Here is a 24,380-nt window from a genome sequence, read left to right as displayed (position 1 = left end):
GATTCGCCGGGTGAACGGCGCGCCGCGCGGTGAGGATGTGGGCATGGGATTCCATGTCGACTCCGAGGCCGGGCGGCTGCGCCGCGTCATCCTGCACCGCCCCGATCTGGAACTGAAACGGCTCACACCGAGCAACAAGGACGCGCTGCTCTTCGACGACGTGCTCTGGGTGCGCCGGGCCCGTCAGGAGCACGACGGCTTCGCCGACGTGCTGCGCGACCGGGGCGTCGAGGTGCACCTCTTCGGCGACCTGCTCCGCGAGGCGCTGGAGATCCCGGTCGCCCGGCGGCTCGTGCTGGACCGGGTCTTCGCCGAGAAGGAGTACGGCCCGCTCGCCACCGAGCATCTGCGGGCCGCCTTCGAGGAGTTGCCGGCGGCCGAGTTGTGCGAGGCGCTGGTCGGCGGGATGACCAAGCGGGAGTTCCTGGACCGGTACAAGGAGCCGGTGTCGGTGCGCTTCCACGTCATGGACCTGGACGACTTCCTGCTCGGGCCGCTGCCCAACCACCTCTTCACCCGGGACACCTCGGCGTGGATCTACGACGGGGTGTCCATCAACGCCATGCGCTGGCCGGCCCGGCAGCGCGAGACCGTCCACTTCGAGGCGATCTACCGTCACCATCCGCTGTTCACCGGCCCCGAGGCGGGTGCCTTCCACCACTGGTCCGAGGGCCAGGACGACTACCCCTCCACCATCGAGGGCGGCGACGTCCTCGTCATCGGCAACGGCGCCGTGCTCATCGGCATGAGCGAGCGCACCACACCGCAGGCGGTCGAGATGCTGGCCCGGGGCCTGTTCGACGCGGGCTCGGCCCGGACCATCGTGGCGCTGGACATGCCGAAGAGCCGGGCGTTCATGCACTTGGACACCGTGATGACGATGGTCGACGGGGACACCTTCACCAAGTACGCGGGCCTCGGCATGCTCCGCTCGTACACCATCGAGCCCGGCGACGGACCCCGCGACCTCAAGGTGACCGACCATCCGCCGGAGCAGATGCACACTGCCATCGCGCAGGCGTTGGGCCTCGGTTCGATCAGGGTGCTCACCGCGACCCAGGACGTGCACGCGGCGGAACGGGAGCAGTGGGACGACGGCTGCAACGTGCTGGCCGTCGAGCCGGGGGTCGTCGTCGCGTACGAGCGCAACGCCACGACCAACACGCATCTGCGCCGGGAGGGCATCGAGGTCATCGAGATCCGGGGGAGCGAGCTGGGCCGGGGGCGGGGCGGTCCGCGCTGCATGAGCTGCCCGGTGGTCCGGGACCCGGTCCGGTAGCGGGAAGGGGGGTGGGCGACGCGGTCTCTGTATAGCGATGCATTGCGTCGTATAGGGTTCCAGCGTTACCGTATGCGTCCCCCCGCCCGACCCAGGAGCAGTCACCATGGCCATAGACCTCGCAGGCCGCCACTTCCTCAAGGAGCTGGACTTCACGGCGGCGGAGTTCCGCGGCCTGATCGACCTGGCCGCCGAGCTCAAGGCCGCCAAGAAGGCGGGGGCGGAGACGCGGCGGCTGTCCGGCCGGAACATCGCGCTGATCTTCGAGAAGACGTCGACCCGCACCCGGTGCGCGTTCGAGGTGGCCGCCGCCGACCAGGGCGCGTCGACCACGTACCTCGACCCCTCCGGCTCCCAGATGGGGCACAAGGAGTCGGTCAAGGACACCGCGCGCGTCCTCGGCCGGATGTTCGACGGGATCGAGTACCGGGGCGACAGCCAGGCGGTCGTCGAGGAGCTCGCCTCGTACGCCGGGGTGCCGGTCTTCAACGGGCTCACCGACGACTGGCACCCCACCCAGATGCTCGCCGACGTGCTGACGATGACCGAGCACAGCGACAAGCCGCTGGAAGAGATCGCCTTCGCCTACCTCGGCGACGCCCGCTTCAACATGGGCAACTCCTACCTCGTCACCGGCGCCCTGCTCGGCATGGACGTGCGGATCGTCGCGCCCAGGGCGTACTGGCCTGCCGACACGGTCGTCGCCGAGGCCCGCGCGCTCGCCGGGAAGTCCGGGGCGCGCGTCACGCTCACCGAGGACGTGGCCGAGGGCGTGCGCGGGGCGGACTTCGTGGCCACCGACGTGTGGGTCTCGATGGGCGAGCCCAAGGAGGTCTGGGACACCCGCATCGCCGCCCTCACGCCCTACGCCGTGACGATGGACGTCCTGCGCGCCACCGGGAACGCCGGCGTGAAGTTCATGCACTGCCTGCCCGCGTACCACGACCTCGGCACCGGCGTGGGGCGCGAGATCCACGAGCGGCACGGGCTGAGCGAGCTGGAGGTCAGCGACGAGGTGTTCGAGTCCGCGCATTCCGTCGTCTTCGACGAGGCGGAGAACCGGATGCACACGATCAAGGCCGTCCTCGTGGCGACGATGGCCGAGAAGTAGCCCGGGCGAGCGGCCCCGCATGTTCATGCACCCAATTGGGTGAATATGCGGACAGGTGTCTATGATGGTTTCGATTGGTGGGGTTCGAGCTCGCACGCTCGAACCCCCTTTTCGTGCGTACGACGGCCCCCCCCACGGCCTGAACCGCACCGCCCCCCACGCGTACCGCCAGAGATGAGACACCGCCGTGAGCCCCCTACGCCTCCCCGGCCCCCCGCACCGCGTCAAGGACCCGCACCGGCTGATCGCCGAGTCGGGCGCCGACCTGGAGGGCCACGGCCTCAAGCGCTCCATGGGCCTGTTCCAGCTGGTGTGCTTCGGGGTCGGCGCCGTCGTCGGGACAGGCATCTTCGTGGGCCTGTCCGACAGCGTGGCCGAGGCCGGTCCCGCCGTCGTGGTCTCCTTCGTCCTCGCGGCCGTCACCTGCGTCTTCACGGCGTTCTCGTTCGCCGAACTGGGCAGCGCCATCCCCGTTTCCGGCAGCTCGTACTCCTTCGCCTACGCCACGCTCGGCGAACGCCTCGCCTTCCTCGTCGGCTGGTGCCTGCTCCTGGAGTACGGCGTCTCGGTCTCCGCCGTCGCGGTGGGCTGGAGCCAGTACGTCAACGAACTCCTCGACAGCCTCTTCGGGCACCAGCTGCCCGCCGCGCTCTCCGCCGGACCCGCCGACGGCGGTGTGATCAACCTGCCGGCCGTGATCGTGGTCATGATGGCCGCGACACTGCTCGTGCGCGGGGTACGGGAGAGCGCGACGGCCACCGCCGCGATGGCCGTCCTCAAGCTCGTCGTCCTCGCCCTGTTCTGCGTCATCGCGTTCACCGCGTTCGAGCGCGGCAACCTCGCCCCGTTCGCCACCCACGGCGCGGGCGGCGTCACGGCCGGCGCGTCCCTGGCGTTCTTCTCGTACATCGGCTTCGACGCGATCACCACCGCCGGGGAGGAGGTCAAGAACCCGCGGCGCGACATCCCGCTCGCGATCATGATCTGCATCGGCCTGGTCACCCTGCTCTACTGCGCGGTCGCCCTCGCCGCGATCGGCGCGCTCGGCCCGGACGCCGTCTCCGACAAGCCCGCCGCGCTCTCGCTCATCGTCGACCAGGTCACCGGTTCCTCCGTGGGCGGCGGGATCATCGCCTTCGGCGCGGTCGTCGCCATCGCCTCGGTCGTCCTCGCGGTGATGTACGGGCAGACCCGCATCCTGATGTCCATGTCCCGCGACGGCCTCGTCCCGCGGGTCTTCGAGCGGGTCTCGCCGCGCACCGCGACCCCGGTCGCCAACACCTGGATCGTCGCCGTCGTCTTCGCGGTCCCGGCGGCCTTCTCCTCGCTCGGCATGGTGGTGAACCTGACCACCATCGGCACCCTCGCCACCATGGTCGCCGTCAACGCCGCCGTCCTCGTGCTGCGCCGCCGCAACCCCGAGGTCCGCGGTTCCTTCCGGGTGCCCCTCCACCCGCTCAGCCCGATCGTCGGCATCGGCTTCTGCGTCTACCTGATGTACGGCACCGGCTGGACGACCTGGGTGCAGTTCGCGGTGTTCCTCGCGGTCGGGGCGCTCGTGTACGCGGTCTACGGTCACCGCCGCTCCCGGCTGGCCCAGGGGTAGGGCCTATACGGGCGGCAGCCGGAACCAGACCGCCTTGCCGCGCTCCGTCGGGCGGTGGCCGCAGGACGAACTCAGGGTGCGGATCAGCAGCAGCCCCCGGCCGTGCTCCTGCCACGGGTCCGGTACGTCCTCCGGCTCCGGGCGGGACAGGTCGCCGGGCGGGGCCGGGTCGCCGTCGTGGACCTCAACCTGGCAGCCGGCCGGGAGCAGCTCGACCACCAGCTCTATGGGGTCGTCGCCCGGGGTGTGCTCCACGGCGTTGGCGACCAGCTCGGCGGTCAGCAGCTCGGCGGTGTCGCTGTCCGCCGGGGCGTCGATGTCCGTCAGCACCGAGCGGATCAGCGCGCGGGCGATCGGCACGGCGGCCGTGGAGTGCGGCAGGGTGATGCGCCAGGAAGGGGGTGGCGGTCCGTCGGGGGGCACAAGGTTTCCGTTCGGGGGGCGAGCACGGGGGTCCTGGGCTCAGACGGTTCCGCGCTCAAGACTTCTTCCCCCCACCTTACGAAGCCGGGCGACGCGGACAAGAGTCTGCCGCCCGGTACGAAGGGGACCTTCGTCACTGAAGCCGCACCCGCCCCGCTCTATCGCGTACTCGTGACGGCAGTCACGCAACGGTGATAAGTTCGAGGGCAGGCAGCAGCGACGGCTGAAGGGGATACCCCGCCATGAGCCCGTTCACCGGCTCCGTACCGCGTACGCAGCACTGGCGCCACCTGCGGGTCACCGTCGAGGACGGCGTCGCCACCGTCACCCTCGCCCGGCCCGAGAAGCTCAACGCCCTCACCTTCGGCGCCTACGCCGACCTCCGCGACCTCCTCGCCGAGCTGGCCCGCGAGCGCGCCGTGCGGGCCCTGGTGCTGGCCGGCGAGGGGCGCGGCTTCTGCTCCGGCGGCGACGTGGACGAGATCATCGGCGCCACCCTTTCGATGGACACCGCGCAGCTCCTGGACTTCAACCGGATGACGGGCCAGGTCGTCCGCGCGGTCCGCGAGTGCCCGTTCCCCGTCGTCGCCGCCGTCCACGGGGTCGCCGCCGGGGCCGGCGCCGTCCTCGCGCTCGCCGCCGACTTCCGCGTCGCCGACCCCACCGCCCGGTTCGCCTTCCTCTTCACCCGGGTCGGGCTCTCCGGCGGGGACATGGGCGCGGCCTACCTGCTGCCCCGGGTCGTCGGCCTCGGCCACGCCACCCGGCTCCTGATGCTCGGCGAACCCGTCCGCGCCCCCGAGGCCGAACGGATCGGCCTGATCAGCGAGCTCACCGACGAGGGCGACGCCGACAAGGCCGCCGCCGCGCTCGCCCGCCGCCTCGCGGACGGGCCCGCGCTCGCCCTCGCCCAGACCAAGGCGCTGCTCACCGCCGAGCTGGACATGCCGCTGGCCGCCGCCGTCGAGATGGACGCCGCGACCCAGGCCCTCCTGATGCACGGCGAGGACTACGCCGAGTTCCACGCCGCGTTCAGCGAGAAGCGGCCGCCCGCCTGGCGGGGCAAGTGACCGCCCCGGGCGCCGGCCCGCACCGGATCGCGGTCATCGGCGGCGGCCCCGGCGGGCTCTACGCGGCGGCTCTGCTCAAGCGCCTCGGCCCGGACCGCGAGATCACCCTCTGGGAGCGCAACGCTCCCGATGACACCTTCGGCTTCGGCGTCGTCCTCTCCGACGAGACCCTCGGCGGCATCGAACAAGCCGACCCCGTCGTCCACAGGGCCCTCCAGCGGGAGTTCGTCCGCTGGGACGGCATCGACATCGTGCACCGGGGCCACACCCAGACCTCGGGCGGCCACGGCTTCGCCGCCCTCGGCCGCCGCCGGCTCCTGGAGATCCTGCACGAACGCTGCGCCGGGCTCGGCGTCGACCTCCGCTTCCGCACCCGGGCCCCGTCCGCCGCCGAACTCGCCGCCACGCACGACCTGGTGATCGCCGCCGACGGCGTGCACAGCACTACCCGTGAGGCCCACGCCGAGCACTTCCGCCCCCGCGTCACCGGACACCGCTGCCGCTACATCTGGCTCGCCGCCGACTTCGCCCTGGACGCCTTCCGCTTCGAGATCGCGGAGACCGCGTACGGCGTGATGCAGCTGCACGCCTATCCGTTCGCCCGCCCGTCGCCCGACCACCGCCCCACAACGGGGCCCTTCGGGCCGCTGCATGATTCCGGCGCCTCCACCGTGATCGTGGAGATGCGCGAGGAGGTCTGGCGCGCGGCCGGCTTCGACGTACCCGACCCGGCGGAATCCGTCCGCCAGTGCGCCAAGATCTTCGCGAACGCCCTCGGCCACCGCCCCCTGCGCTCCAACAACTCCGCCTGGCTCACCTTCCGCACAGTCGTCAACGAGCGCTGGTCGCACGGCGGTACGGTCCTCATCGGCGACGCCGCGCACACCGCGCACTTCTCCATCGGCTCCGGCACCAAGCTCGCCGTCGAGGATGCCCTCGCGCTCGCCGCCTGCATCGAGGAGCAGCCCACGCTGCCGGCCGCGCTCGCCGCGTACGAGAGCGAGCGCCGGCCCGTCGTCGAGTCGACGCAGCGCGCGGCGGCGGCCAGCCTGCGCTGGTTCGAGGAGCTGTCCACCTACGTGGACCAGCCGCCACGGCAGTTCGCGTTCAACCTGCTCACCCGCAGCCGCCGCGTCACCCACGACAACCTCCGGCTGCGCGACCCGGCGTTCACGTCCGGGGTGGAGGAGGAGTTCGGCTGCCCACCGGCCACCCCGCCGATGTTCACTCCGCTGCGGCTGCGCGGTCTGGAGCTGCGCAACCGCGTCGTCGTCTCACCGATGGACATGTACTCGGCCGCCGACGGCGTCCCCGGCGACTTCCACCTCGTCCACCTCGGCGCACGGGCGCTCGGCGGGGCGGGGCTCGTCATGACGGAGATGGTCTGTGTCAGCCCCGAGGGCCGCATCACCCCCGGCTGCACCGGCCTCTACACCGACGAACAGGCCGCCGCCTGGACCCGGGTCACCGACTTCGTGCACAGCGCGTCCCCCGGCACCGCCATCGGCGTCCAGCTCGGCCATTCCGGCCGCAAGGGCTCCACCAAGCTCATGTGGGAGGGCATCGACCAGCCCCTCGACGACGGCAACTGGCCGGTGACCGCCGCCTCCCCCCTTCCGTACGCCCCCGGCGTCAACCAGGTCCCGCACGCCCTGGACCGGGCCGGGCTCGACGAGGTCCGCGAGCAGTTCGCGGCCGCCGCCCGGCGCGCCGACACCTGCGGCTTCGACCTCCTCGAACTGCACTGCGCCCACGGCTACCTGCTCTCCGGCTTCCTCTCCCCGCTCACCAACCACCGCACCGACGCGTACGGCGGGCCCCTGGCCCACCGGCTCCGCTTCCCGCTGGAGGTCTTCGACACGCTCCGCGCGCTGTGGCCCGACGACCGGCCGATGACCGTCCGGATCTCCGCCACCGACTGGGCGGAGGGCGGCACCACCGCCGAGGACGCCGTCGAGATCGCCCGCGCGTTCGTCGCGCACGGGGCCGACGCCATCGACGTCTCCACCGGCCAGGTCGTCCCCGGCGAGCGGCCCGAGTACGGGCGCTCCTACCAGACGCCGTACGCCGACCGCATACGCAACACCCTGTGCGTGCCCGTGATCGCGGTGGGCGCGATCTCCTCCTGGGACGACGTCAACTCCCTCCTCCTCGCCGGCCGCGCCGACCTCTGCGCCCTGGCCCGCCCCCACCTGTACGACCCGCACTGGACGCTCCACGCGGCGGCCGAACAGGGCTACACCGGCCCGGGCGCCCCCTGGCCCCTCCCGTACCGCGCCGGCAGCCGCACCCCGCCGACGGGCCGCACGGACGCGCCCAAACCGCGCCTCGGTCTGGGGTGACCGGCAGGCACGCGTGATCACGCCCGCACGAACTCCGCCCCCGCGTCCCGCAACCGCTCGTGCAGTGCCCGGAACACCTCGGCCGACCTGGCGCCCGGCCAGTCCTCGGGCAGCAGTTCCCGGGGCAGCCCCGGGTCGGCGTACGGAACGCGGCGCCAGGAGTCCAGGGCCGTCAGGTAGTCCCGGTAGGCCGCCTCCGGGTCCGCCGGGCCGTCGCCGCGTGCCTCCCAGGTCCTGAGCACCGGTTCGTGGCGTTCCAGGAAGTCGTGGTGGAGCCGGGCCACCGCGTCCAGGTCCCACCAGCGGGCCACGGCCTCCCGGGTCGGAGCGAAGCCGAGGTGGTCGCCGCGGAACAGGTCGACGTACGGGGCGAGTTCCAGCCGGTCCAGGGTGTGCCGGGTCTCGTCGTACAGCCACGCCGGGGCGATCCACACGCCGGGGGCGGCCGTGCCGAACCCCAGCCGGGACAGGCGTGAGCGCAGCAGGTGGCGCTTGTGGCGTTCGGCCTCGGGCACGGAGAACACCGCGAGCACCCAGCCGTCGGCCGCCGCCGGGTCCGGGTGCCGGTAGATGCGGCGGTCGCCGTCGTCCAGGAGCTGGCGGGCGTCCGCCGACAGCGCGTACCCGGCCGCCCCGTCCGCCGTGCGCGCGGCGACGAGCAGCCCGCGCCGCTTCAGCCGGGAGACGGACGAGCGTACGGCGGGCGCGTCCACGCCGACGGCGCCGAGCAGCCGGACCAGACCGGCCACCGGCATCGGCCCGTCGCCGGGGATGCGGCCGTACGCCCCGTACAGGGTGACGATCAGTGAGCGGGGGGTGCACGGTTCGACCATGTGATCATTCTCGGCCCGGCGCGGGCCCGGCCGCACCGGGTTCCTCCGCGCGGAGCCGGAACCGTTGCAGTTTTCCCGTGGCGGTCCGGGGGAGCGCGGGCAGGAACGTGAAGCGGCGGGGGCATTTGTGGGGGGCCAGCTCCGCCCGCATGAACGTCCGCAGCTCGTCCTCCGACAGTGCGGAGCCCTCTCGCACCACCACGTACGCCGCCACGATCCGGCCGCGCAGCTCGTCCGTCTGCCCCACCACCGCCGTCTCCGCCACGTCGGGATGGCGCAGCAGGGCCTCCTCCACCTCGGGACCCGCGATGTTGTACCCGGAGGAGATGATCATGTCGTCGGCGCGGGCCACGTACCGGAAGTAGCCGTCCGCGTCGCGCACATAGGTGTCGCCGGTGATGTTCCAGCCGTGCCGTACGTAGTCCCGCTGCCGCTCGTCGGCGAGGTAGCGGCAGCCGACCGGGCCGCGCACGGCGAGCAGCCCCGGCTCGCCGTCCGGCACCGGCGCACCGCCGGCGTCCACCACCCGCGCCTGCCAGCCGGGGACCGGAACCCCGGTGGTGCCGGGGCGGATCGCGTCGTCGGCGGCCGAGACGAAGATGTGCAGCAGCTCGGTGGCGCCGATGCCGTTGATGATCCGCAGCCCGGTCCGCTCGTGCCAGGCGTGCCAGGTCGCCTCCGGCAGGTTCTCGCCCGCCGAGACACAGCGCCGCAGCGCCGACAGGTCGTGCCCGTCGAGCTGGTCGAGCATCACCCGGTACGCGGTCGGCGCGGTGAACAGCACGGAGACGCGGTGCTCCGCCAGGGCGGGCAGCAACTGTTTCGGCCCCGCCTGCTCCAGCAGCAGCGCTGACGCGCCCACCCGCAGCGGGAACACCACCAGACCGCCGAGCCCGAAGGTGAAGCCCAGCGGCGGGCTGCCCGCGAACACGTCGTCGGGTACCGGCCGCAGCACGTGCCGCGAGAAGGTGTCGGCGATGGCCAGTACATCGCGGTGCAGGTGCATGCAGCCCTTGGGCCGGCCGGTGGTGCCCGAGGTGAAAGCGATCAGCGCCACGTCGTCCGACGCCGTGTCCACCGCCCGGTAGGGGCCCGGCCGGGAGCCGGCCAGCCGCAGCAGGTCGTCCGGCGCCTCACCCCCGTATGCCGTGATCCCCAGCCCCGGCACCCGCGCCGCCGCCAGGTCGTCCACCGAGCGTGCGTCGCACAGGGCGTGGCTCACCCGCGCGATCGAGCAGATCGTCGCCAGCTCGGAGGCCCGCTGCTGCGCCAGCACGGTGACGGCGACCGCCCCCGCCTTCAGCACCGCGAGCCAGCAGGCGGCCAGCGTGGGCGTGGTGGGGCCGCGCAGCAGGACGCGGTTGCCGGGCACGACCCCCAGGTCCGAGGTGAGGACGTGGGCGATCCGGTCGACGAGATCCCGCAGCTCCCCGTAGCTCAGCACCCCGCCGTCGGGCGTGCGGAAGGCGGGGCGGCCGGGGCCGAGGCGGTCGGCCGTGCGGTCCAGCAGCTCGGCGGCGCAGTTGAGCCGGTCCGGGTACTGGAGCTCGGGCAGGTCGAAGAGCAGATCCGGCCACTGGTCCACGGGGGGCAGGTGCTCCCCGGCGAAGCCGTCGATGTGCGCTGAGGTTTTCGGGTCCATGAAGGATCGCCCCCTTGTAGCCCCCTTGCCGCCCTTGGAGCGTATCGTTTGGGTGACGGTAGTCAACGGTCCGCGATAAAGATGCCCAGGAGCAATCGATTCGACCAGAGAGGCGCCGGTATGACGGCATTCTCGCTCGATCCGGCCCAGACCGCCTGGTGCGAGGAGCTGCGCACCCTGGCCCTGGACCGGCTCGCCCCGCTCGCCGCGCGCGGTGAACCGGGGCACGTCAACCGCCCGCTGCTCGCCGCCCTCGGCGAGCTGGGCCTGCTCGACCGGCTGTTCGGCTCGGGCGCCCTCGACCTCTGCCTGCTGCGCGAATCGCTCGCCAGGGGGTGCACCGAGGCCGAGACCGCCCTCGCCCTCCAAGGCCTCGGCGGCTTCCCCGTCCTGCGCTCGGGCACCCTCGCCCAGCGCGAGCGGTGGCTGCCCGAGGTGCGCGCGGGCCGGGCCGTCGCCGCGTTCGCGCTCAGCGAGCCGGGCGCGGGCTCCGACGCGGCGGCCCTCGCGCTGGACGCGTCCCCGGACTCCGGCGGCTGGCGGCTGACCGGCGAGAAGTGCTGGATCTCCAACGCGCCGGAGGCCGACTTCTACACGGTCTTCGCCCGCACGACACCGGGTGCCCGGGCCCGCGGCGTCACCGCGTTCCTGGTCCCCGCCGACCGCCCGGGCCTGACCGGCACCGCCCTGGAGATGCTCTCTCCGCACCCCATCGGCACCCTCGCCCTCGACGGCGTCCGCGTCACCGCCGACGACATGCTCGGCGAACCGGACAAGGGCTTCGCGGTCGCCATGGACACCCTGAACCTGTTCCGCCCGAGCGTCGGCGCCTTCGCCCTCGGCATGGCGCGGGCGGCCCTCGACGCCACCGTGGAGCACACGGCGACCCGCACCGCCTTCGGCGGACCCCTGTCCGGCCTCCAGGCGGTGTCCCACCAGGTCGCGGAGATGGCCACCCGGACCGAGGCCGCCCGGCTGCTGGTGTACGCGGCGGCCGCCGCCCACGACGCGGGGGAGCCGGGGGTGCCGCGCCGGGCCGCCATGGCGAAGCTGTACGCCACCGAGACCGCGCAGTTCGTCGTGGACACCGCCGTCCAGCTGCACGGCGCCCGCGCCCTGCGCCGCGGCCATCTGCTCGAACACCTCTACCGGGAGGTCCGCGCCCCGCGCATCTACGAGGGTGCGAGCGAGGTCCAGCGCACGATCATCGCCAAGGAGCTGTACGCGAACCGGGAGCCGACCGCATGAGCCCGATCCACCGCATCAACCCGCACGAACTCTCGCCCGCCACCGGCTTCTCGCACGCGGTCACCGCCACCGGAAGCCGGCTCGTGTTCCTGGCCGGGCAGACCGCCCTCGACCGGCACGGCACGGTCGTCGGCGACACCCTGCCCGAGCAGTTCGCGACCGCGCTGGGCAACCTCCTCGCCGCCCTGCGCGCGGCCGGCGGCTCCCCGGCGGACCTGGCCCGGGTCACGGTGTACGCCACCGACGTCGCGGACTACCGGGCCAACGCCCGGGAGCTGGGCCGGATCTGGCGCCGGCTGGCGGGCCGCGACTACCCGGCCATGGCCGTCATCGGGGCGGCGCGGCTCTGGGACGAACAGGCCCTGGTCGAGCTGGACGGCACGGCGGTCCTGCCCTGAACGACGTACGCCCCCGCCGGCTCCGGAAAACCGGGCCCGGCGGGGGCGTACGTCGTTCGGGGCCGAATCAGTACGGCTGCACCAGCACGTGGGCCGCGCCCGGGATGCCGACCTTCAGCAGCTCGTCCTCCTCGGGCGTCGTCTCCCCGCCCGTCTCCTGCTTGAGCACGGCGCGCGACATCGCCTGCACCCACATGGCGCGCGGGCGGCGCCGGGCCTCCCACGCGTCCAGGGCCGCAGCGACGTCCGCCTCGGCGTCCAGCGACTCGGCGAGCACCAGGGCGTCCTCCACGGCCATCGCCGCACCCTGCGCGATGTGCGGGGTGCTGGCGTGCGCGGCGTCCCCGGCGAGCACGACCCGGCCGACGTGCCACGGCTCCTCGACGGTCACCTGGGAGATCCGCGAGTACACGACGGCCTCCGGCCCGGTGACCGCGTCGAGCGCCTCGGCGACCGGACCGGAGAACATCACCAGCCGCTCCTTGAGCTGCTCGTGCGCCCTCGCAGGGTCCGGCCGGAAGTCCGCGGCCTCGGGGAACACCGTGCCCAGGTACATCAGTTCGTCCGTGATCGGGGTGAGCAGCGCCTTCGCGGCCTGACCCGCCGTGCCCATCACGACGCCCCGCACCTGCTCCTGACGGGGCACGGTGACCCGCCAGTTGGCGAAGCCGGTGTACTCGGGGGTGTAGCGGTCGCCGTACAGCCGGGTGCGCAGCGGCGAGCCGATGCCGTCGAAGCCGACGACGAGGTCCCAGCGGCCGGCCGTACCGTCGGACAGGGTGACGTCCACGCCCTCGCCGTCGTCGGTGAGTTCGGTGATCGTCGTGCCGAACAGGATCGTCGCACCGGCCGCGGTGGCCGCCGCGCCCAGGACCTGGGCGAGCGCCGGGCGGGGGATGCCGTTGTTGGACGGGACGTCGCCCATGCGGGGCTGCGGTATCGCGGCCACGGTGTTGCCGGCCGGGTCCGCGATGGTCAGGACCTCCCACTCGAAGCCCGCCTTGAGGCAGTCGTCGAGCACCCCGATCTCGCGCATGACGTGCAGGGCGTTGGACGGCTGGATGATGCCCACGCCGAGGGCGTCGAGCTCGTCGCGGAGTTCGGCCACCTCGACGGTGTGACCGCGCCGGGCCAGCGCGGTGGCGAGCGTCAGCCCGCCGATGCCGCCGCCGTGGATCAGGACGCGCAGGGGTGTTGCCATGTCGGATCTCTCCAGAGCGAGAAGAAGGGAGGAAGGAAGGAACGAGGTGGCGGCGTTCAGCCCGCTGCCACGGGCAGGCTCATCAGGTGGTCCACGAGGGCCAGCAGTACGTCACGGCCGAACGGCCGCTGCCGTACGTCCCCGACCAGCAGCGGGACGTGCGGATCGAGGTCGAGGGCGGCCCGGATCTCGTCCGCGGTACGGGTGTTGTGGCCGTGGAAGCAATTGATCGCCACGACGAACGGGATGTCCCGGCTCTCGTAGAAGTCGATCGAGGCGAAGCTGGTCTCCAGGCGCCGGGTGTCGGCGATCACGACGCCGCCGAGGGCCCCGTTGACCAGGTCGTTCCACATGAACCAGAAGCGTTCCTGGCCCGGGGTGCCGAACAGGTAGACGACGAGCTCCGGACTGACCGTGATCCGGCCGAAGTCCAGCGCCACGGTGGTGGTGTCCTTCTGCCCGACACCGGCCAGGTCGTCGACGCCGACGCTGGCCTGGGTGAGCAGTTCCTCGGTGCGCAGCGGGGCGACCTCGCTGACGGCACCGACGAGGGTGGTCTTGCCGACGCCGAAGCCGCCGGCTATCAGGATCTTTACGGCGGTGGGCGCCGCCTGACTGGTGGTCATCTTGGCTCAGAGTCTCCGGAGTCCGTCGCGAACAGCGGCCAGTACGCTCATGCGGGCCCCGCCGGACGCCCGGGCCACCGACAGCGGCGCCCGGGCGATCAGGAGGCCGGAGGCGACCAGGTCCGCCAGCAGGATCTTGGTCACCGAGACCGGCAGGTCCAGGCCCGCGGAGACCTCGGCGACCGCGGCGGGGCGCCGGCAGCGCTCCAGGATCAGCCGGTGCTCCGGCTGGAGCCGGCCCGGCCGGACCGCCGCCCCGTGTGCGTCCCGCGGGTCGTCCGCGGTCGTCAGCACGGTGATGAGGGTGAGGTCGTCCCGCTCGGGCGCGGTCCGGCCGTGGGTGATGGTGTAGGGGCGCACCATGGTGCCCGCACCGTCCTCCCCGTCCTCGAACTCGTCCTCGTGGTAGGGCCAGTGCGCGGTCACGCGCGCGGCCCCGTGCCGAAGGCGTCGAAGTCGCTCCGGGCCGGGGTGCTGAGCTTCTGGCCGACCTGGAGGACGAGGTTGTGCATGGCGAGCGACATGACCTCGGCGTCCACCTCCTGCGAGGCGACGACGGCCAGGTGCGTGCCCTGGCCCGCCGAGATGATGAAGAGCCACAGGTCCGCCAGTTCGACGATCACCTGGTGCACGCCGCCGCCTCCGAAGAGCTGGCCCACACCGCGGGCCAGGCTCTGCTGGCCGGTGCAGATCGCGGCCAGCCGTTCGGCGTCGGCCCGCTCGACCGTGCGCGAGTGGCTGACCACCAGGCCGTCGTCGGAGAGCAGCACGGCGTTCCGGGTCTCGGCCACCGAGTCCACCAAGCCGTCGAGCAGCCAGTCGAGGTCCTGGCGAGTGGCGGTTGTGCGTGTCATGTCCGTTCTTCTCCCATGAAGAGGGGGGCGGAGGGATCGGGCTGCTTCGGCGGCTCTTCGGTCCCGCGGGCGGCGCGGGACCGGCGTTGGAAGGCTCCGATGGCGGCCCCGGCGCGATGCGGTGCCGTCCGGGGCGGCGGGTTGTCGGACCGGCTCGACGGCTGGTCCGCGGCGGCCGGGGTGATGCGCAGTTCGTCCGCGAGGCTGGCCTGGCGCACCCGGCGCGGCAGCGGGGGCTCCCCGCCGGGCGCGGCGGGCAGCGCGAGGCCGCCCGTACCGGCGTCCGGACCGGTGCCGCCCGTGCCGGGTGAGGCCGCGTCGAGCGGGCCCGAGCCGAGCGGGCCCGAACCGTGCGGTCCCGAGCCGAGCGGGCTCGCACCGGTGGAGGCCGTGCCGGGGGAGGCCGGCGGCTGTCCGGGGTGTACGGCGGCCGGTTCCGGCTGCGGCGGCAGGGTCACCGGGAAGCCGTCCGCGTCCAGGGCGCCCGGCAGATACGTGTCCGGGTAGGACTGCTGCGGCACGCCGTACGGCGTCCCGGGGTCCGGGTACGCCTGGTGCTGCGCCACCGGGTACTGCCCCTCGGCCGTCATGTACGGCTGCCCGGCGTCCGCGTACACGTCGCCGGTGGGCGCGCCGTACGAGGCGGTGCCGTACCCCTCCTGGTGGGCGCCGTCGTGCGGGTGGGCCCGGCCGTCCGCGCCGTGGCCGTACCCGCCCGCGTACTGCGGGTCCGGGTGCTCCAGGTCGCCGAACGGATGGTCGACGGGGGCCGGCGGTGCCTGCTCCTCGTGGTCCGGGAAGGGCTCCTGCGCCGCCTGGCGGGGCGGGACCGGCGCTTCGAACGGCGTCCGGGACGTGTGCAGGGCGGTGACCCCGGCGAGCGCCTGGCCGCGGCCCCGGCTGGGCAGGGCGTCGGTGTCGCGGAGCGGGGCGGCGGCGGGCGCCGGGGCGGCCTCCTCGGCCGCGGGGGCCGGGACGGCGACCGGACCGGAGTGCGGACCGGGGACGGTGAGCTCGTCGGGGACGAGGACGACGACCCGGGTGCCGCCGAAGGCCGACTGCCGGAACTCGACCCGCAGGCCGTACTGGCCGGCGAGGCGCGCGATCACGTACAGGCCCAGCCGGATGTCGTCGGCGTGCGCCAGGACGTCCATCCGGGGCGGCCGGCTCATCAGCTCGTTGGCCGCGGCCAGCTGCTCCTCCTCCATGCCGAGCCCGCGGTCCTCGACCTCGATGGCCAGGCCCCGGCTCACGTGGGCGGCCCTGACCTCGACGGGACTGGGCGGCCGGGAGAAGGTGAGGGCGTTCTCGATCAGCTCCGCCAGCACGTGGGAGACCGGCCCCACGGCGCGCTCGGCGAGCCACGGGGAGCCGTCCAGGTCCAGCACCACACGCCGGTAGTCCTGCACCTCGCCCTGGGCGGACCGCATGACGTCGAGCAGCGGTACGGGCTTGCGCCACCGCCGGTGCGGGGCACCGCCGGCGAGGATCACGAGGTTCTCCTCGTAGCGCCGGAGGCGGGCCGTGAGGTGGTCGAGGTCGAAGAGGCCGTCCAGCACCTCGGGGTCCTCGTGCTTGCGCTCCAGCTCGTCCAGCTTCTTCAGCTGCTGGCCGATCAGCTGCTGGGTGCGTCGCGCGATGCGCTGGAGCAGCCGCTCGAAGCCGCGGTGCTGGTCGGCCTGTTCGACGGCCGCGCGCAGGGCGCTGGTGCGGGCCAGGTCGAGCGCGTTGCCGAGCTGCGCCAGCTCGTCCGACGTACCGCTCCCGCTCTCCTGGCCGATGGCGCGGGCCTCGGCCTCGACGTCGATGCGTTCGCCCCGGCCGAGCCGCTCGACGACGTCGGGCAGCGCGCGCTCCAGCTCCTCGGCCCGCTCCTGGAGCCGGCTGATCCGGCGGCGCAGGGTGCGGGAGAGACGCCAGGTGAACCAGATGACCGCGACGACGGCGAGGAGGCCGACGACCGTGGTCACGACGACCTTGATCAGCAGCGAGATGACGCTGTCCTTGCCCTCCGCGACCACGAGGTCGGTGCGCTGCTCCATCAGCTTGACCAGCTGGGGCGTCACCTCGTCCATCGCGCCGCGCCAGTCCGCCTCCTTCGCGCCCAGGGAGACGTAGCCGGCCCCGTCCGCGTCGGCCGGCCGCAGCACCTGCTTCTCCACCCGCGTCTTGGCCTTCCAGGCGGAGCCGTCGAAGAGCTCCTGCCACCTGGCCTTCTCGTCCGCGGAGAGGAAGGGGATGATCTGCGTCGAGTACTGGAGGGACTGGGCGGACACGGCCTGCCGGACCTCCTGGAGGTCCGCGGTGCTGAGCTTGCCCCGGGTCCAGCCGCGGGCGAGCAGGGCGTCCGAGCGGGAGATCATCTCCTTGGCCCAGAAGAGCTCGACCAGCGGCTGCGAGATCGTGGTGATCCGGCCGTTGTCCACGTGGCTGAGTGCGGTGAAGAGCTTCATGTCCACGGCGATCAGGTCCGTGTAGTAGCCGTAGACGGCCTTCTGCTGGTCGTTGTCGCCCTCGTCCACGAGTGTGCGCTGCGCCGGGAGTTGGGTGATCGCCGTACGCGCCGAGCGGACCGCGTCACGCACCTCGCCCGGGGCGTCGTCGGTGGCGATGTCGGACAGCGACTGGAAGTCGGCTATCGCCTTGTCGGTCAGCTTGCGCTGCTTGCGCAGGGCGTCGGTGGGGCCCCCGCCCCGGGCCAGGGCATCGGCGCTGAGCCGCCGTTCCTCCTGGAGGTTGTAGTACACGATGTTGGACGGCTGGCCGGCCTTCTGGGCCAACTGCCCCTGGGCCGCCTGCTTCTGGAAGTCGAGCAGAGTCTGACCACTGGTGACGGCCCAGAGGGCGGCCAGGGCGACACCGGGGACGACTGCCAGTACGAGCAGGGCCGTCCGCAGCGACATTGTGGTCGAGCTGCTCCGCCGTGACACGCGCGTGCGCAGGGCATGCTCCTTGACGTGGTGCCAGTCTCACGACCGGTCAAATCCATTGAGAACCCGGACGGATAGATATTAGTCACAGTGCAAAAACGGAATGGAACCGGGCTCACATGTGCAACACCGGTCACGCACACGATCGCCACGAACCCGTTGATCCGATCCGGACGCGGCGCGCCGTACGGGTGAGGGGCGGCCGGGGATATATCTGTATTTAGTGCCCCTCGTCCGTTCCGCAGCCCCGCGCATTCCGCCCCCCGCCACCGCGCCCCACCGCCCCGCCGTATGACCGCGCTCATCGTCTGCCACTTCGTCCTCGCGGCCTTCGCGCGGCCGCTGGTCCGGGCGCTGGGGGCGCGCGCCTTCCTCGTCCTCGCGCTGCCGCCCGCCGCCACCACCTGCTGGGCCCTCACCCAGTGGGACACGGCCGCGTCCGGCTCGTCGGTGGACTGGTCATGGGTCTGGATGCCCGACTACGGCGTCTCCGTGGACCTGCGCCTGGACGCGCTGGCCGAGGTCATGGTGCTGCTCGCGTCCGGCGTCGGCGCGCTCGTCCTCCTCTACTGCGCCTCCTACTTCAGCGACACGACCCCGCGCCTGGCCGGATTCGCCGGGAACCTGCTCGCCTTCGCCGGGGCCATGCTCGCCCTCGTCCTCAGCGACGACCTCATCTCCCTGTACGTCTTCTGGGAGCTGACCACCGTCTTCTCGTACCTGCTCATCGGGTACGACAGTGAGCACCGGCACAGCAGACGCTCCGCGCTCCAGGCGCTGACCGTCACCACGCTCGGCGGCCTCGCCATGCTCGTCGGTTTCCTGATCATCGGTCAGGAGGCCGGTACCTACCGGATCTCCGCGATCCTCGCCGACCCGCCCCCGGCCGGCACCGCCGTCGAGATCGCCGTCCTGCTGATCCTGTGCGGGGCCCTGTCCAAGTCCGCCGTCTGGCCCTTCAGCCTCTGGCTCCCCAACGCCATGGCGGCGCCCACCCCCGTCAGCGCCTATCTGCACGCCGCCGCGATGGTCAAGGCCGGCGTCTACCTGGTCGCCCGGCTCGCCCCCGGCTTCTCGGACGTGCCCGGCTGGCGGCCCGTGGTGATGGTCCTCGGCGCCGCGACGATGCTCCTCGGCGGCTGGCGCGCCCTCAGGCTGCACGACCTCAAGATCGTCCTCGCCTACGGAACCGTCAGCCAGCTCGGCTTCCTCACCCTCCTCGCGGGCGTCGGCAACCGCGACGCCGCGCTGGCCGCCGCCGTCATGATCCTCGGCCACGCCCTCTTCAAGGCCCCGCTCTTCCTCGTCACCGGCATCGTCGACCACGCGGCCGGCACCCGCGACCTGCGCAAGCTCTCCGGTGTCGGGCGCGCCCTGCCCCATGTGTGCGCCGTCGCCGTGCTCGCCGCCCTCTCCATGGCCGCTTTGCCCCCGCTGCTCGGCTTCGCCGCGAAGGAGGCGGCGTTCGAGGCGCTGCTGCACGGAGACACGGCGGACCGCTGGGCGCTGGGCATCACCGTGGCGGGCTCGGCCCTGACCGTCGCGTACACCGCCCGGTTCGTGTGGGGCGCCTTCCTGCGGAAACCGGGGGTCGCGGACACCCCGGTGCACCGGGTCGGCCCGGCCTTCCTCGCCGCGCCCGCCGCCCTCGCCCTCTGCGGGCTGGTCCTCGGGCCCGGCGTCGGCTGGACCGACCGGCTGCTCAGCGCCTACGCCGACGCCTTCCCGGCCCCCGCCCACCCCTACCACCTCGCGCTCTGGCACGGCTGGGGCACCGCCCTGTTCCTCTCCGCCGTCGCCACCCTGGGCGGCGCGGTCCTCTTCGCCGCCCGCGACCGGGTCGCCCGGCTGTCCCGGCGCATCGCCTGGCCCACCGCCGACGGCGTCTTCGGCCAGCTGCTCCTGGGCCTGGAACGCCTCTCCCTCCAGGCCACCGGCTTCGTCCAGCGCGGCTCGCTCTCCGTGTACCTCGCCACCACCCTGCTCGTCATGCTCGCCGGACAGCTCTCCGTGCTCATCGCGGACCGGCCCTGGCACGGTGCGTCCGCCCCCCGGCTCTGGGACGTACCGCTCCAGGGCGCCGTCGCCGCCCTCACCTGCGCGGCGGCGCTGCTCTGCCTCACCGTCAGACGGCGCATGAAGGCCGTGGTGCTGGCCGGACTGACCGGCTACGGGGCCGCGCTGCTGTTCGTCGTCCAGGGCGGCCCGGACCTGGCGCTCACCCAGTTCTGCGTCGAAACCGTGTCGATGATCGTGTTCGTGCTGGTGCTGCGGCGCATGCCCGTGCACTTCCAGGAGTCCGTCAGCACCTGGCGGCGGGCCGTGCGCATCCCGGTCGCCCTGGCCGCCGCCGCCACCCTCGGCGTGGTGGTCTGGGTCGCCGCCGCCGCGCGCGTGGCGCCCCCGGCCGGCGCCGCCATGGTCGAGGAGACCGCACACCACGGCCTCAAGGACGTCGTCGCCACGATCCTGGTCGACCTGCGCGCCTGGGACACGATGGGGGAGTCCGCCGTACTCGCCGCAGCCGCGATCGGCGTGACCAGCCTCATCTACCTGCACCGCCGCGCCGAGGGGACGGCCGCCCCTTCGGAGGTACGGGGCCGCACCGCCTGGTCCGTGACCACCGAGCCGCTGACCGGGGTGCCGCAGGGCGACGAAGGGGCGCCCGAGCGCGGCTGGCTGGCCGCCGGGGCCACGCTGGCGCCCGAACACCGGTCGGTCGTCTTCGAGGTGGTGACCCGGCTGCTGTTCCACCCGATCCTGGTGGTCTCGGTCTACCTGCTGTTCTGCGCCGAGAACATGCCGGGCGGCGGCTTCGTCGGCGGCCTCGTCGCGGGCCTCGCCCTGATCACCCGCTACCTCGCGGGCGGCCGCTTCGAACTCGCCGAGGCCGCGCCCCTCCAGCCCGGCCTGTTCACCGGGCTGGGGCTCTTCATCTCCACGGCCGTCGCGCTGTTCGGCCTCTCCGACGGAACGGTCCTGCACGCCTGGACGTACCACGGCCACCTGCCGCTCATCGGCGACTACGAGTTCGGCACCCCGGTCATCTTCGACTGCGGGGTCTACCTGCTGGTCCTCGGCGTCGTCCTCGACATCGTGCGCGCCCTCGGCGCCAAGATCGACCGCCAGATTGAGCGGGCCGCCGCCGAGAAGGCCGCCGCGCGCGGGGCCGGACCGGAGACCGGGGAGGCCACCCCGTGACCGTCAGCGCCTCGCTCCTGGCCGCCGCCGCGGTCCTCTGCGCGGTCGGCGGCATCCTCATGCTGACCCGGCCCCTCACCCGCATCCTGCTCGGCGCGGTCATCGCCGGCAACGGAATCAACCTGTTCATCCTGTCCGCCACGGGCACGGCCGGCCGCGAACCGCTGCTGTACGGGGTCGACCTCGCCCGGGTCACCGACCCGCTGCCCCAGGCCATCGCGCTCACCGCGATCGTCATCACCCTGGCCACCACCGCGTTCCTGCTCGCCATGGCCTACCGCGGCCATCAGCTGACCGGCACCGACGAGGTCCACGACGACCTGGAGGACCGGCGCATCGTGCTCCGCGCCGAGGTGCTGGACGAACGCGACGAACTGCGCGAGCGGTTCCGGGCCGACGGCGACCGCAGCGCCGAGGCCCGCCGCGCCTACCGCGACGAACGCCGCCGCCTGAGGGCCCGGCTGCGCGCCGACCGCGCCCTCCAGGCCAGGGGCCGCGACGCCACCGGCGACCTGTGGCACGACGTCCTGGGCGCGGACCCGGAGGACTACGCGAAGAGCGCCGGGGACCCGCGGAGCACCGGCCCCGGCCCCGACGCCCAGAACCCAGGAGACACCGGATGAACGCCCTCGTCCCGCTGCCGGTGCTGCTGCCGCTCTGCGCGACCGGTCTCAGCCTCGCCTTCGGCACCCGGCTCAAGCAGATCCAGCGCCTCATCAGCGTCGCCGTACTCACCGCCGTACTCGGCCTCTCGATCACCCTGATGATCGCCGCCGACCGGAACGGCCCGCTCTCCGTGCACCTGGGCGACTTCGCGCCGCCGCTCGGCATCACCCTGGTCGCCGACCGGCTCTCCGGGCTGATGCTCACGATCTCCTCGGCCATCACCCTGTGCGTGCTCGTCTACTCCCTCGGCCAGGGCATGGCCGACCGGGACGAGGAGACGCCCGTCGCGGTCTTCCACCCCGCCTACCTGATCCTGGTCGCGGGCGTCTCGTGCACCTTCCTCGCCGGTGACCTCGTCAACCTCTACGTCGGCTTCGAGATCATGCTCGTCGCCAGTTTCGTCCTGCTGACCCTCGGCGGCACCGGACCGCGCATCCGGGCGGGCTCCACGTACGTGATCATCTCGCTGTTCTCCTCGATGCTCTTCCTGACCGCCATCGCCATGACGTACGCGGCGACCGGCACCGCCAACTTCGCGCAGCTCGCGGAGCGCCTGGGCGCCCTCCCCCTCGGCGTCCAGACCCTCATCCAGGCGATGCTGCTGACGGTCTTCGCGATCAAGGCAGCCGTCTTCCCCCTGGCCGCCTGGCTGCCCGACTCGTATCCGACCGCGCCCGCCCCCGTCACCGCCGTCTTCGCCGGGCTGCTGACCAAGGTCGGCGTCTACTGCATGCTGCGCACCGAGACCCTGCTCTTCCCCGGCAACCGGCTCGGGGACCTGCTGATGGCGGCGGCGCTCGCCTCGATGATCGTCGGCATCCTGGGGGCCGTCGCGCAGACCGACCTCAAGCGGCTGCTCTCCTTCACCCTCATCAGCCACATCGGATACATGGTCTTCGGCATCGGCCTCGCCACCCGGGACGCATACGGCGGAGCGATCGTCTACGTCGTCCACCACATCACCGTCCAGACGACACTGTTCCTGGTCGCCGGGCTCATCGAACGCCGGAGCGGCACCACCGAACTCACCCGGATCGGCGGCCTCGCCCGCGCCGCCCCCGCGCTCGCCGTCCTCTTCTTCGTCCCCGCGATGAACCTCGCCGGCATCCCGCCGCTCTCCGGCTTCATCGGCAAGCTCGGCCTCATGCGCGCCGGTGTCGCCGACGGCGGGGTGTGGGCGTGGATCCTCGTTGCCGGGGCGACCGCGACGAGCCTGCTCACGCTGTACGTGATGGCCAAGGTCTGGAACCTCGCCTTCTGGCGGGCCGCGCCCCCGGGCCAGGCCGCCGCCGGCACGGTCCTGGAGTCGGACGACGACAGCGACGACGACGACGCCGACGAGGGCCCCGACCGGATGGCGGGCACCGGCGACGAGGGCGTCCGCGTCCGCCACCAGCCCGCCGGGCTCGCCGTCGCCGCCACCCTCCACGGCCACGCCGTCACCACCACGAGCGTGCTGCCCCGCCCGATGACCTGGGCGACGGCCGCGGCGGTCGCCCTCGGCCTCTCCTTCACCGTGTTCGCCGGCCCGCTGACCTCGTACACCGACCGCTCGGCCGCCGAACTCCTCGCCCGCAGGCCCTACATCGAGGAGGTGCTCGGCCGGTGAAGCGCCTCGTCACCTTCTCCTTCCGGAACAAGGACCTGCCGCCTTTCAGCGCCGCGTTCGGCGCCCGGCACCGGCGGGTGCTCGACCTGCCGCTGATCGCCTGGCTCACCGTCATCTGGGTGCTGCTCTGGTCCAGCCTCAACTGGGCCAATCTGCTGACCGGGGCCGTCGTCGCGGTGGTCGTCTGCCTCGCGTTCCCGCTGCCCAAGGTGGACCTCGGGCTGCGGCTGCACCTCTGGGGCATCCTGCGGCTGGCCGGCTATCTGCTCTACGACATGTACACCTCCGGCGTGAAGGTCACCCGGCAGATCCACGGCAGGCAGCCGCGCCGGGCGGCCGTCATCGCCGTACCGCTGCGCTGCCGCTCGGACCTGATGCTCGCCGCGGTCGCCGTCACCGTGTCGAACGTGCCGGACGGATCGGTCGTCGAGGTCCGCCGCGCCACCGCCACCGTATTCGTGCACGTCCTGGACGCGGGCGACCCCGCCGAACTGGAGGCAGCCCGGCGCTCCGTCTGGCGCCTGGAGGAGCTGACCGTACGCGCCTTCGGCACCCGCGACGAGATCGAACGGGTCGCCGCCCCGCCCCCGCACGCCCCGCGCACCGGCGAACGGCCGGGAGACCAGGAGGACAGGCCATGAGCACACCCCAGACCGTGGACCGGGCGCTGCTCGTGGCAGCCGTCGTCCTGATCCTCGTCGCCGGCGCGCTGCTCCTCGCGCGCATCTGGCGCGGCCCCTCGATGCTGGACCGGGCCATCGCCCTGGACGTCTGCGCCGCCCTGATCATCGCCGGACTCGGCGCCAAGTCGGCCTTCGCGCGCGACCCGTTCTACTTCCCGATCATGCTGGTCCTCGCCATCCTCGGCTTCACCGGCTCGGTCGGCATCGCCCGCTTCATCGCCGTACGCGACCGGCCCCCGGGCCGTCCGCACGACCACGAGGGCGGGACCTCATGACCGTGTGGCTCCAGATCCTCGACACGGCGGGCGCGGCGCTGGTGCTGCTCGGCGCCGCGATCTGCCTGCTCGGCGTGATCGGCATGCTGCGCCTGCCGGACGTGCTCTCCCGCAGCCACGCCGCGACCAAACCGCAGGCGCTCGGCATGCTGATCGTGCTCGCCGGGGTGGCGCTGCGGCTGCGCAGCGGCATGGACCTCGCCACGCTCGGGCTGATCGGCTTCTTCCAGCTGATGACCGGCCCGGTCGCCGCGCACCTGGTGGCGCGCTCCGCGTACCGGACCGGGCAGGTCGACCACGCGAGCCTCCTCTTCGACGATCTGGACGAACAGCTCACCGAGGAGACCTGACCGGGCCGCCTTCTCACACCGGCGGCCCGTCCG

Annotated in this window: 21 protein-coding genes; 13 read left to right on the top strand and 8 right to left on the bottom strand. The window is 72.9% G+C overall.

All coding sequences use genetic code 11. The features are described 5' to 3' along the window. Positions 1-43 precede the first annotated feature (43 nt). The 3 genes from BLW14_RS06650 (at position 44) to BLW14_RS06640 (ending at position 3,996) form a co-directional block, all read left to right on the top strand. Positions 44-1,279, top strand: a complete 1,236-nt coding sequence (locus BLW14_RS06650) for an arginine deiminase (protein ID WP_093705294.1) — start codon at positions 44-46, stop codon at positions 1,277-1,279. Between the two features lie 106 nt (positions 1,280-1,385). After that, positions 1,386-2,390 (top strand): ornithine carbamoyltransferase, encoded by a 1,005-nt coding sequence (gene argF, locus BLW14_RS06645; RefSeq protein WP_093705292.1) that lies wholly within the window; start codon positions 1,386-1,388, stop codon positions 2,388-2,390. 187 nt (positions 2,391-2,577) lie between these two features. After that, the gene (locus BLW14_RS06640; RefSeq protein ID WP_093705290.1) at positions 2,578-3,996 is read left to right on the top strand and encodes an amino acid permease; all 1,419 of its coding nucleotides are present in this window, start codon (positions 2,578-2,580) and stop codon (positions 3,994-3,996) included. A gap of 3 nt (positions 3,997-3,999) precedes the next feature. Here BLW14_RS06640 and BLW14_RS06635 read toward each other — a convergent pair whose 3' ends face one another. After that, complete coding sequence (locus BLW14_RS06635; RefSeq protein WP_093705288.1) at positions 4,000-4,419, bottom strand: ATP-binding protein; 420 nt, start codon at positions 4,417-4,419, stop codon at positions 4,000-4,002. A 242-nt stretch (positions 4,420-4,661) separates the two neighbouring features. Here BLW14_RS06635 and BLW14_RS06630 point away from each other — a divergent pair, with 242 nt between their 5' ends. Both BLW14_RS06630 and BLW14_RS06625 read left to right on the top strand, forming a co-directional pair. Further along, positions 4,662-5,489, top strand: coding sequence for an enoyl-CoA hydratase family protein (locus BLW14_RS06630; RefSeq protein ID WP_093705286.1), 828 nt, complete (start codon positions 4,662-4,664; stop codon positions 5,487-5,489). Then, a complete protein-coding gene (locus BLW14_RS06625) occupies positions 5,486-7,831 on the top strand; it encodes a bifunctional salicylyl-CoA 5-hydroxylase/oxidoreductase (protein ID WP_093705284.1) in 2,346 nt (781 codons plus the stop codon). The genes BLW14_RS06630 and BLW14_RS06625 overlap by 4 nt, the downstream gene beginning before the upstream one ends. Positions 7,832-7,848: 17 nt before the next feature. On the opposite strand, the gene BLW14_RS06620 is transcribed toward BLW14_RS06625, so the two are convergent. Both BLW14_RS06620 and BLW14_RS06615 read right to left on the bottom strand, forming a co-directional pair. Next, entirely contained in the window at positions 7,849-8,664 is an 816-nt protein-coding gene (locus BLW14_RS06620) for a PaaX family transcriptional regulator (protein ID WP_093710659.1), read from the bottom strand. A 4-nt stretch (positions 8,665-8,668) separates the two neighbouring features. Next, on the bottom strand, positions 8,669-10,306 hold the full coding sequence (locus BLW14_RS06615) for an AMP-binding protein (protein ID WP_093705283.1): 1,638 nt from the start codon (positions 10,304-10,306) through the stop codon (positions 8,669-8,671). Between the two features lie 120 nt (positions 10,307-10,426). Here BLW14_RS06615 and BLW14_RS06610 point away from each other — a divergent pair, with 120 nt between their 5' ends. Together BLW14_RS06610 and BLW14_RS06605 are read left to right on the top strand one after the other, a co-directional pair. Beyond that, positions 10,427-11,554: an acyl-CoA dehydrogenase family protein gene (locus BLW14_RS06610; RefSeq protein ID WP_093705281.1), complete on the top strand. Its 1,128-nt coding sequence runs from the start codon at positions 10,427-10,429 to the stop codon at positions 11,552-11,554. Continuing rightward, positions 11,551-11,952: a RidA family protein gene (locus BLW14_RS06605; RefSeq protein WP_093705279.1), complete on the top strand. Its 402-nt coding sequence runs from the start codon at positions 11,551-11,553 to the stop codon at positions 11,950-11,952. Before BLW14_RS06610 ends, BLW14_RS06605 begins: the two co-directional genes overlap by 4 nt. Positions 11,953-12,019: 67 nt before the next feature. Here BLW14_RS06605 and BLW14_RS06600 read toward each other — a convergent pair whose 3' ends face one another. From BLW14_RS06600 to BLW14_RS06580, 5 genes are read right to left on the bottom strand one after another with little or no spacing between them, the layout of a single operon-like run. Next, entirely contained in the window at positions 12,020-13,153 is a 1,134-nt protein-coding gene (locus BLW14_RS06600) for an FAD-dependent monooxygenase (protein ID WP_093705277.1), read from the bottom strand. A gap of 56 nt (positions 13,154-13,209) precedes the next feature. Further along, on the bottom strand, positions 13,210-13,779 hold the full coding sequence (locus tag BLW14_RS06595; protein ID WP_093705275.1) for a GTP-binding protein: 570 nt from the start codon (positions 13,777-13,779) through the stop codon (positions 13,210-13,212). 6 nt (positions 13,780-13,785) lie between these two features. Further along, positions 13,786-14,205 carry a DUF742 domain-containing protein gene (locus BLW14_RS06590; protein ID WP_018523553.1) on the bottom strand — a complete coding sequence of 140 codons (420 nt, stop codon included), beginning with the start codon at positions 14,203-14,205 and terminating at the stop codon, positions 13,786-13,788. After that, a complete protein-coding gene (locus tag BLW14_RS06585; RefSeq protein WP_018523554.1) occupies positions 14,202-14,633 on the bottom strand; it encodes a roadblock/LC7 domain-containing protein in 432 nt (143 codons plus the stop codon). The genes BLW14_RS06590 and BLW14_RS06585 overlap by 4 nt, the downstream gene beginning before the upstream one ends. Beyond that, a complete protein-coding gene (locus BLW14_RS06580; RefSeq protein WP_093705273.1) occupies positions 14,630-17,536 on the bottom strand; it encodes a sensor histidine kinase in 2,907 nt (968 codons plus the stop codon). Before BLW14_RS06580 ends, BLW14_RS06585 begins: the two co-directional genes overlap by 4 nt. A gap of 318 nt (positions 17,537-17,854) precedes the next feature. Here BLW14_RS06580 and BLW14_RS06575 point away from each other — a divergent pair, with 318 nt between their 5' ends. Genes BLW14_RS06575 through mnhG form a run of 6 tightly spaced genes read left to right on the top strand, consistent with a single transcriptional unit; the run spans position 17,855 to position 24,347 of the window. Beyond that, complete coding sequence (locus BLW14_RS06575) at positions 17,855-20,764, top strand: Na+/H+ antiporter subunit A (RefSeq protein ID WP_093705271.1); 2,910 nt, start codon at positions 17,855-17,857, stop codon at positions 20,762-20,764. Then, positions 20,761-21,387, top strand: a complete 627-nt coding sequence (locus BLW14_RS06570; RefSeq protein WP_093705269.1) for a Na(+)/H(+) antiporter subunit C — start codon at positions 20,761-20,763, stop codon at positions 21,385-21,387. Before BLW14_RS06575 ends, BLW14_RS06570 begins: the two co-directional genes overlap by 4 nt. Further along, a complete protein-coding gene (locus tag BLW14_RS06565) occupies positions 21,384-23,039 on the top strand; it encodes a Na+/H+ antiporter subunit D (protein ID WP_093705267.1) in 1,656 nt (551 codons plus the stop codon). Before BLW14_RS06570 ends, BLW14_RS06565 begins: the two co-directional genes overlap by 4 nt. After that, the gene (locus BLW14_RS06560) at positions 23,036-23,680 is read left to right on the top strand and encodes a Na+/H+ antiporter subunit E (protein WP_093705265.1); all 645 of its coding nucleotides are present in this window, start codon (positions 23,036-23,038) and stop codon (positions 23,678-23,680) included. The genes BLW14_RS06565 and BLW14_RS06560 overlap by 4 nt, the downstream gene beginning before the upstream one ends. Beyond that, positions 23,677-23,997, top strand: a complete 321-nt coding sequence (locus BLW14_RS06555) for an MrpF/PhaF family protein (RefSeq protein WP_093705263.1) — start codon at positions 23,677-23,679, stop codon at positions 23,995-23,997. Before BLW14_RS06560 ends, BLW14_RS06555 begins: the two co-directional genes overlap by 4 nt. Continuing rightward, positions 23,994-24,347 carry a monovalent cation/H(+) antiporter subunit G gene (gene mnhG / locus BLW14_RS06550; RefSeq protein ID WP_093705261.1) on the top strand — a complete coding sequence of 118 codons (354 nt, stop codon included), beginning with the start codon at positions 23,994-23,996 and terminating at the stop codon, positions 24,345-24,347. The genes BLW14_RS06555 and mnhG overlap by 4 nt, the downstream gene beginning before the upstream one ends. The last annotated feature ends 33 nt before the right edge of the window (positions 24,348-24,380 follow it).

Origin of the sequence: Streptomyces sp. 2131.1, assembly GCF_900105515.1 — a bacterium.
Taxonomy (GTDB): domain Bacteria; phylum Actinomycetota; class Actinomycetes; order Streptomycetales; family Streptomycetaceae; genus Streptomyces; species Streptomyces drozdowiczii.
Note: the sequence above shows the minus strand (reverse complement) of the source record. Positions and strands in the feature narration are given on the sequence as shown.

Coding starts and splice junctions, on each gene's coding strand:
- BLW14_RS06630 (WP_093705286.1), top strand. CDS start 4,662: ATGAGCCCGTTCACCGGCTCCGTACCGCGTACGCAGCACTGGCGCCAC.
- BLW14_RS06615 (WP_093705283.1), bottom strand. CDS start 10,306: ATGGACCCGAAAACCTCAGCGCACATCGACGGCTTCGCCGGGGAGCAC.
- BLW14_RS06600 (WP_093705277.1), bottom strand. CDS start 13,153: ATGGCAACACCCCTGCGCGTCCTGATCCACGGCGGCGGCATCGGCGGG.
- BLW14_RS06610 (WP_093705281.1), top strand. CDS start 10,427: ATGACGGCATTCTCGCTCGATCCGGCCCAGACCGCCTGGTGCGAGGAG.
- argF (WP_093705292.1), top strand. CDS start 1,386: ATGGCCATAGACCTCGCAGGCCGCCACTTCCTCAAGGAGCTGGACTTC.
- mnhG (WP_093705261.1), top strand. CDS start 23,994: ATGACCGTGTGGCTCCAGATCCTCGACACGGCGGGCGCGGCGCTGGTG.
- BLW14_RS06565 (WP_093705267.1), top strand. CDS start 21,384: ATGAACGCCCTCGTCCCGCTGCCGGTGCTGCTGCCGCTCTGCGCGACC.
- BLW14_RS06575 (WP_093705271.1), top strand. CDS start 17,855: ATGACCGCGCTCATCGTCTGCCACTTCGTCCTCGCGGCCTTCGCGCGG.
- BLW14_RS06580 (WP_093705273.1), bottom strand. CDS start 17,536: ATGTCGCTGCGGACGGCCCTGCTCGTACTGGCAGTCGTCCCCGGTGTC.
- BLW14_RS06585 (WP_018523554.1), bottom strand. CDS start 14,633: ATGACACGCACAACCGCCACTCGCCAGGACCTCGACTGGCTGCTCGAC.
- BLW14_RS06605 (WP_093705279.1), top strand. CDS start 11,551: ATGAGCCCGATCCACCGCATCAACCCGCACGAACTCTCGCCCGCCACC.
- BLW14_RS06650 (WP_093705294.1), top strand. CDS start 44: ATGGGATTCCATGTCGACTCCGAGGCCGGGCGGCTGCGCCGCGTCATC.
- BLW14_RS06620 (WP_093710659.1), bottom strand. CDS start 8,664: ATGGTCGAACCGTGCACCCCCCGCTCACTGATCGTCACCCTGTACGGG.
- BLW14_RS06595 (WP_093705275.1), bottom strand. CDS start 13,779: ATGACCACCAGTCAGGCGGCGCCCACCGCCGTAAAGATCCTGATAGCC.
- BLW14_RS06555 (WP_093705263.1), top strand. CDS start 23,677: ATGAGCACACCCCAGACCGTGGACCGGGCGCTGCTCGTGGCAGCCGTC.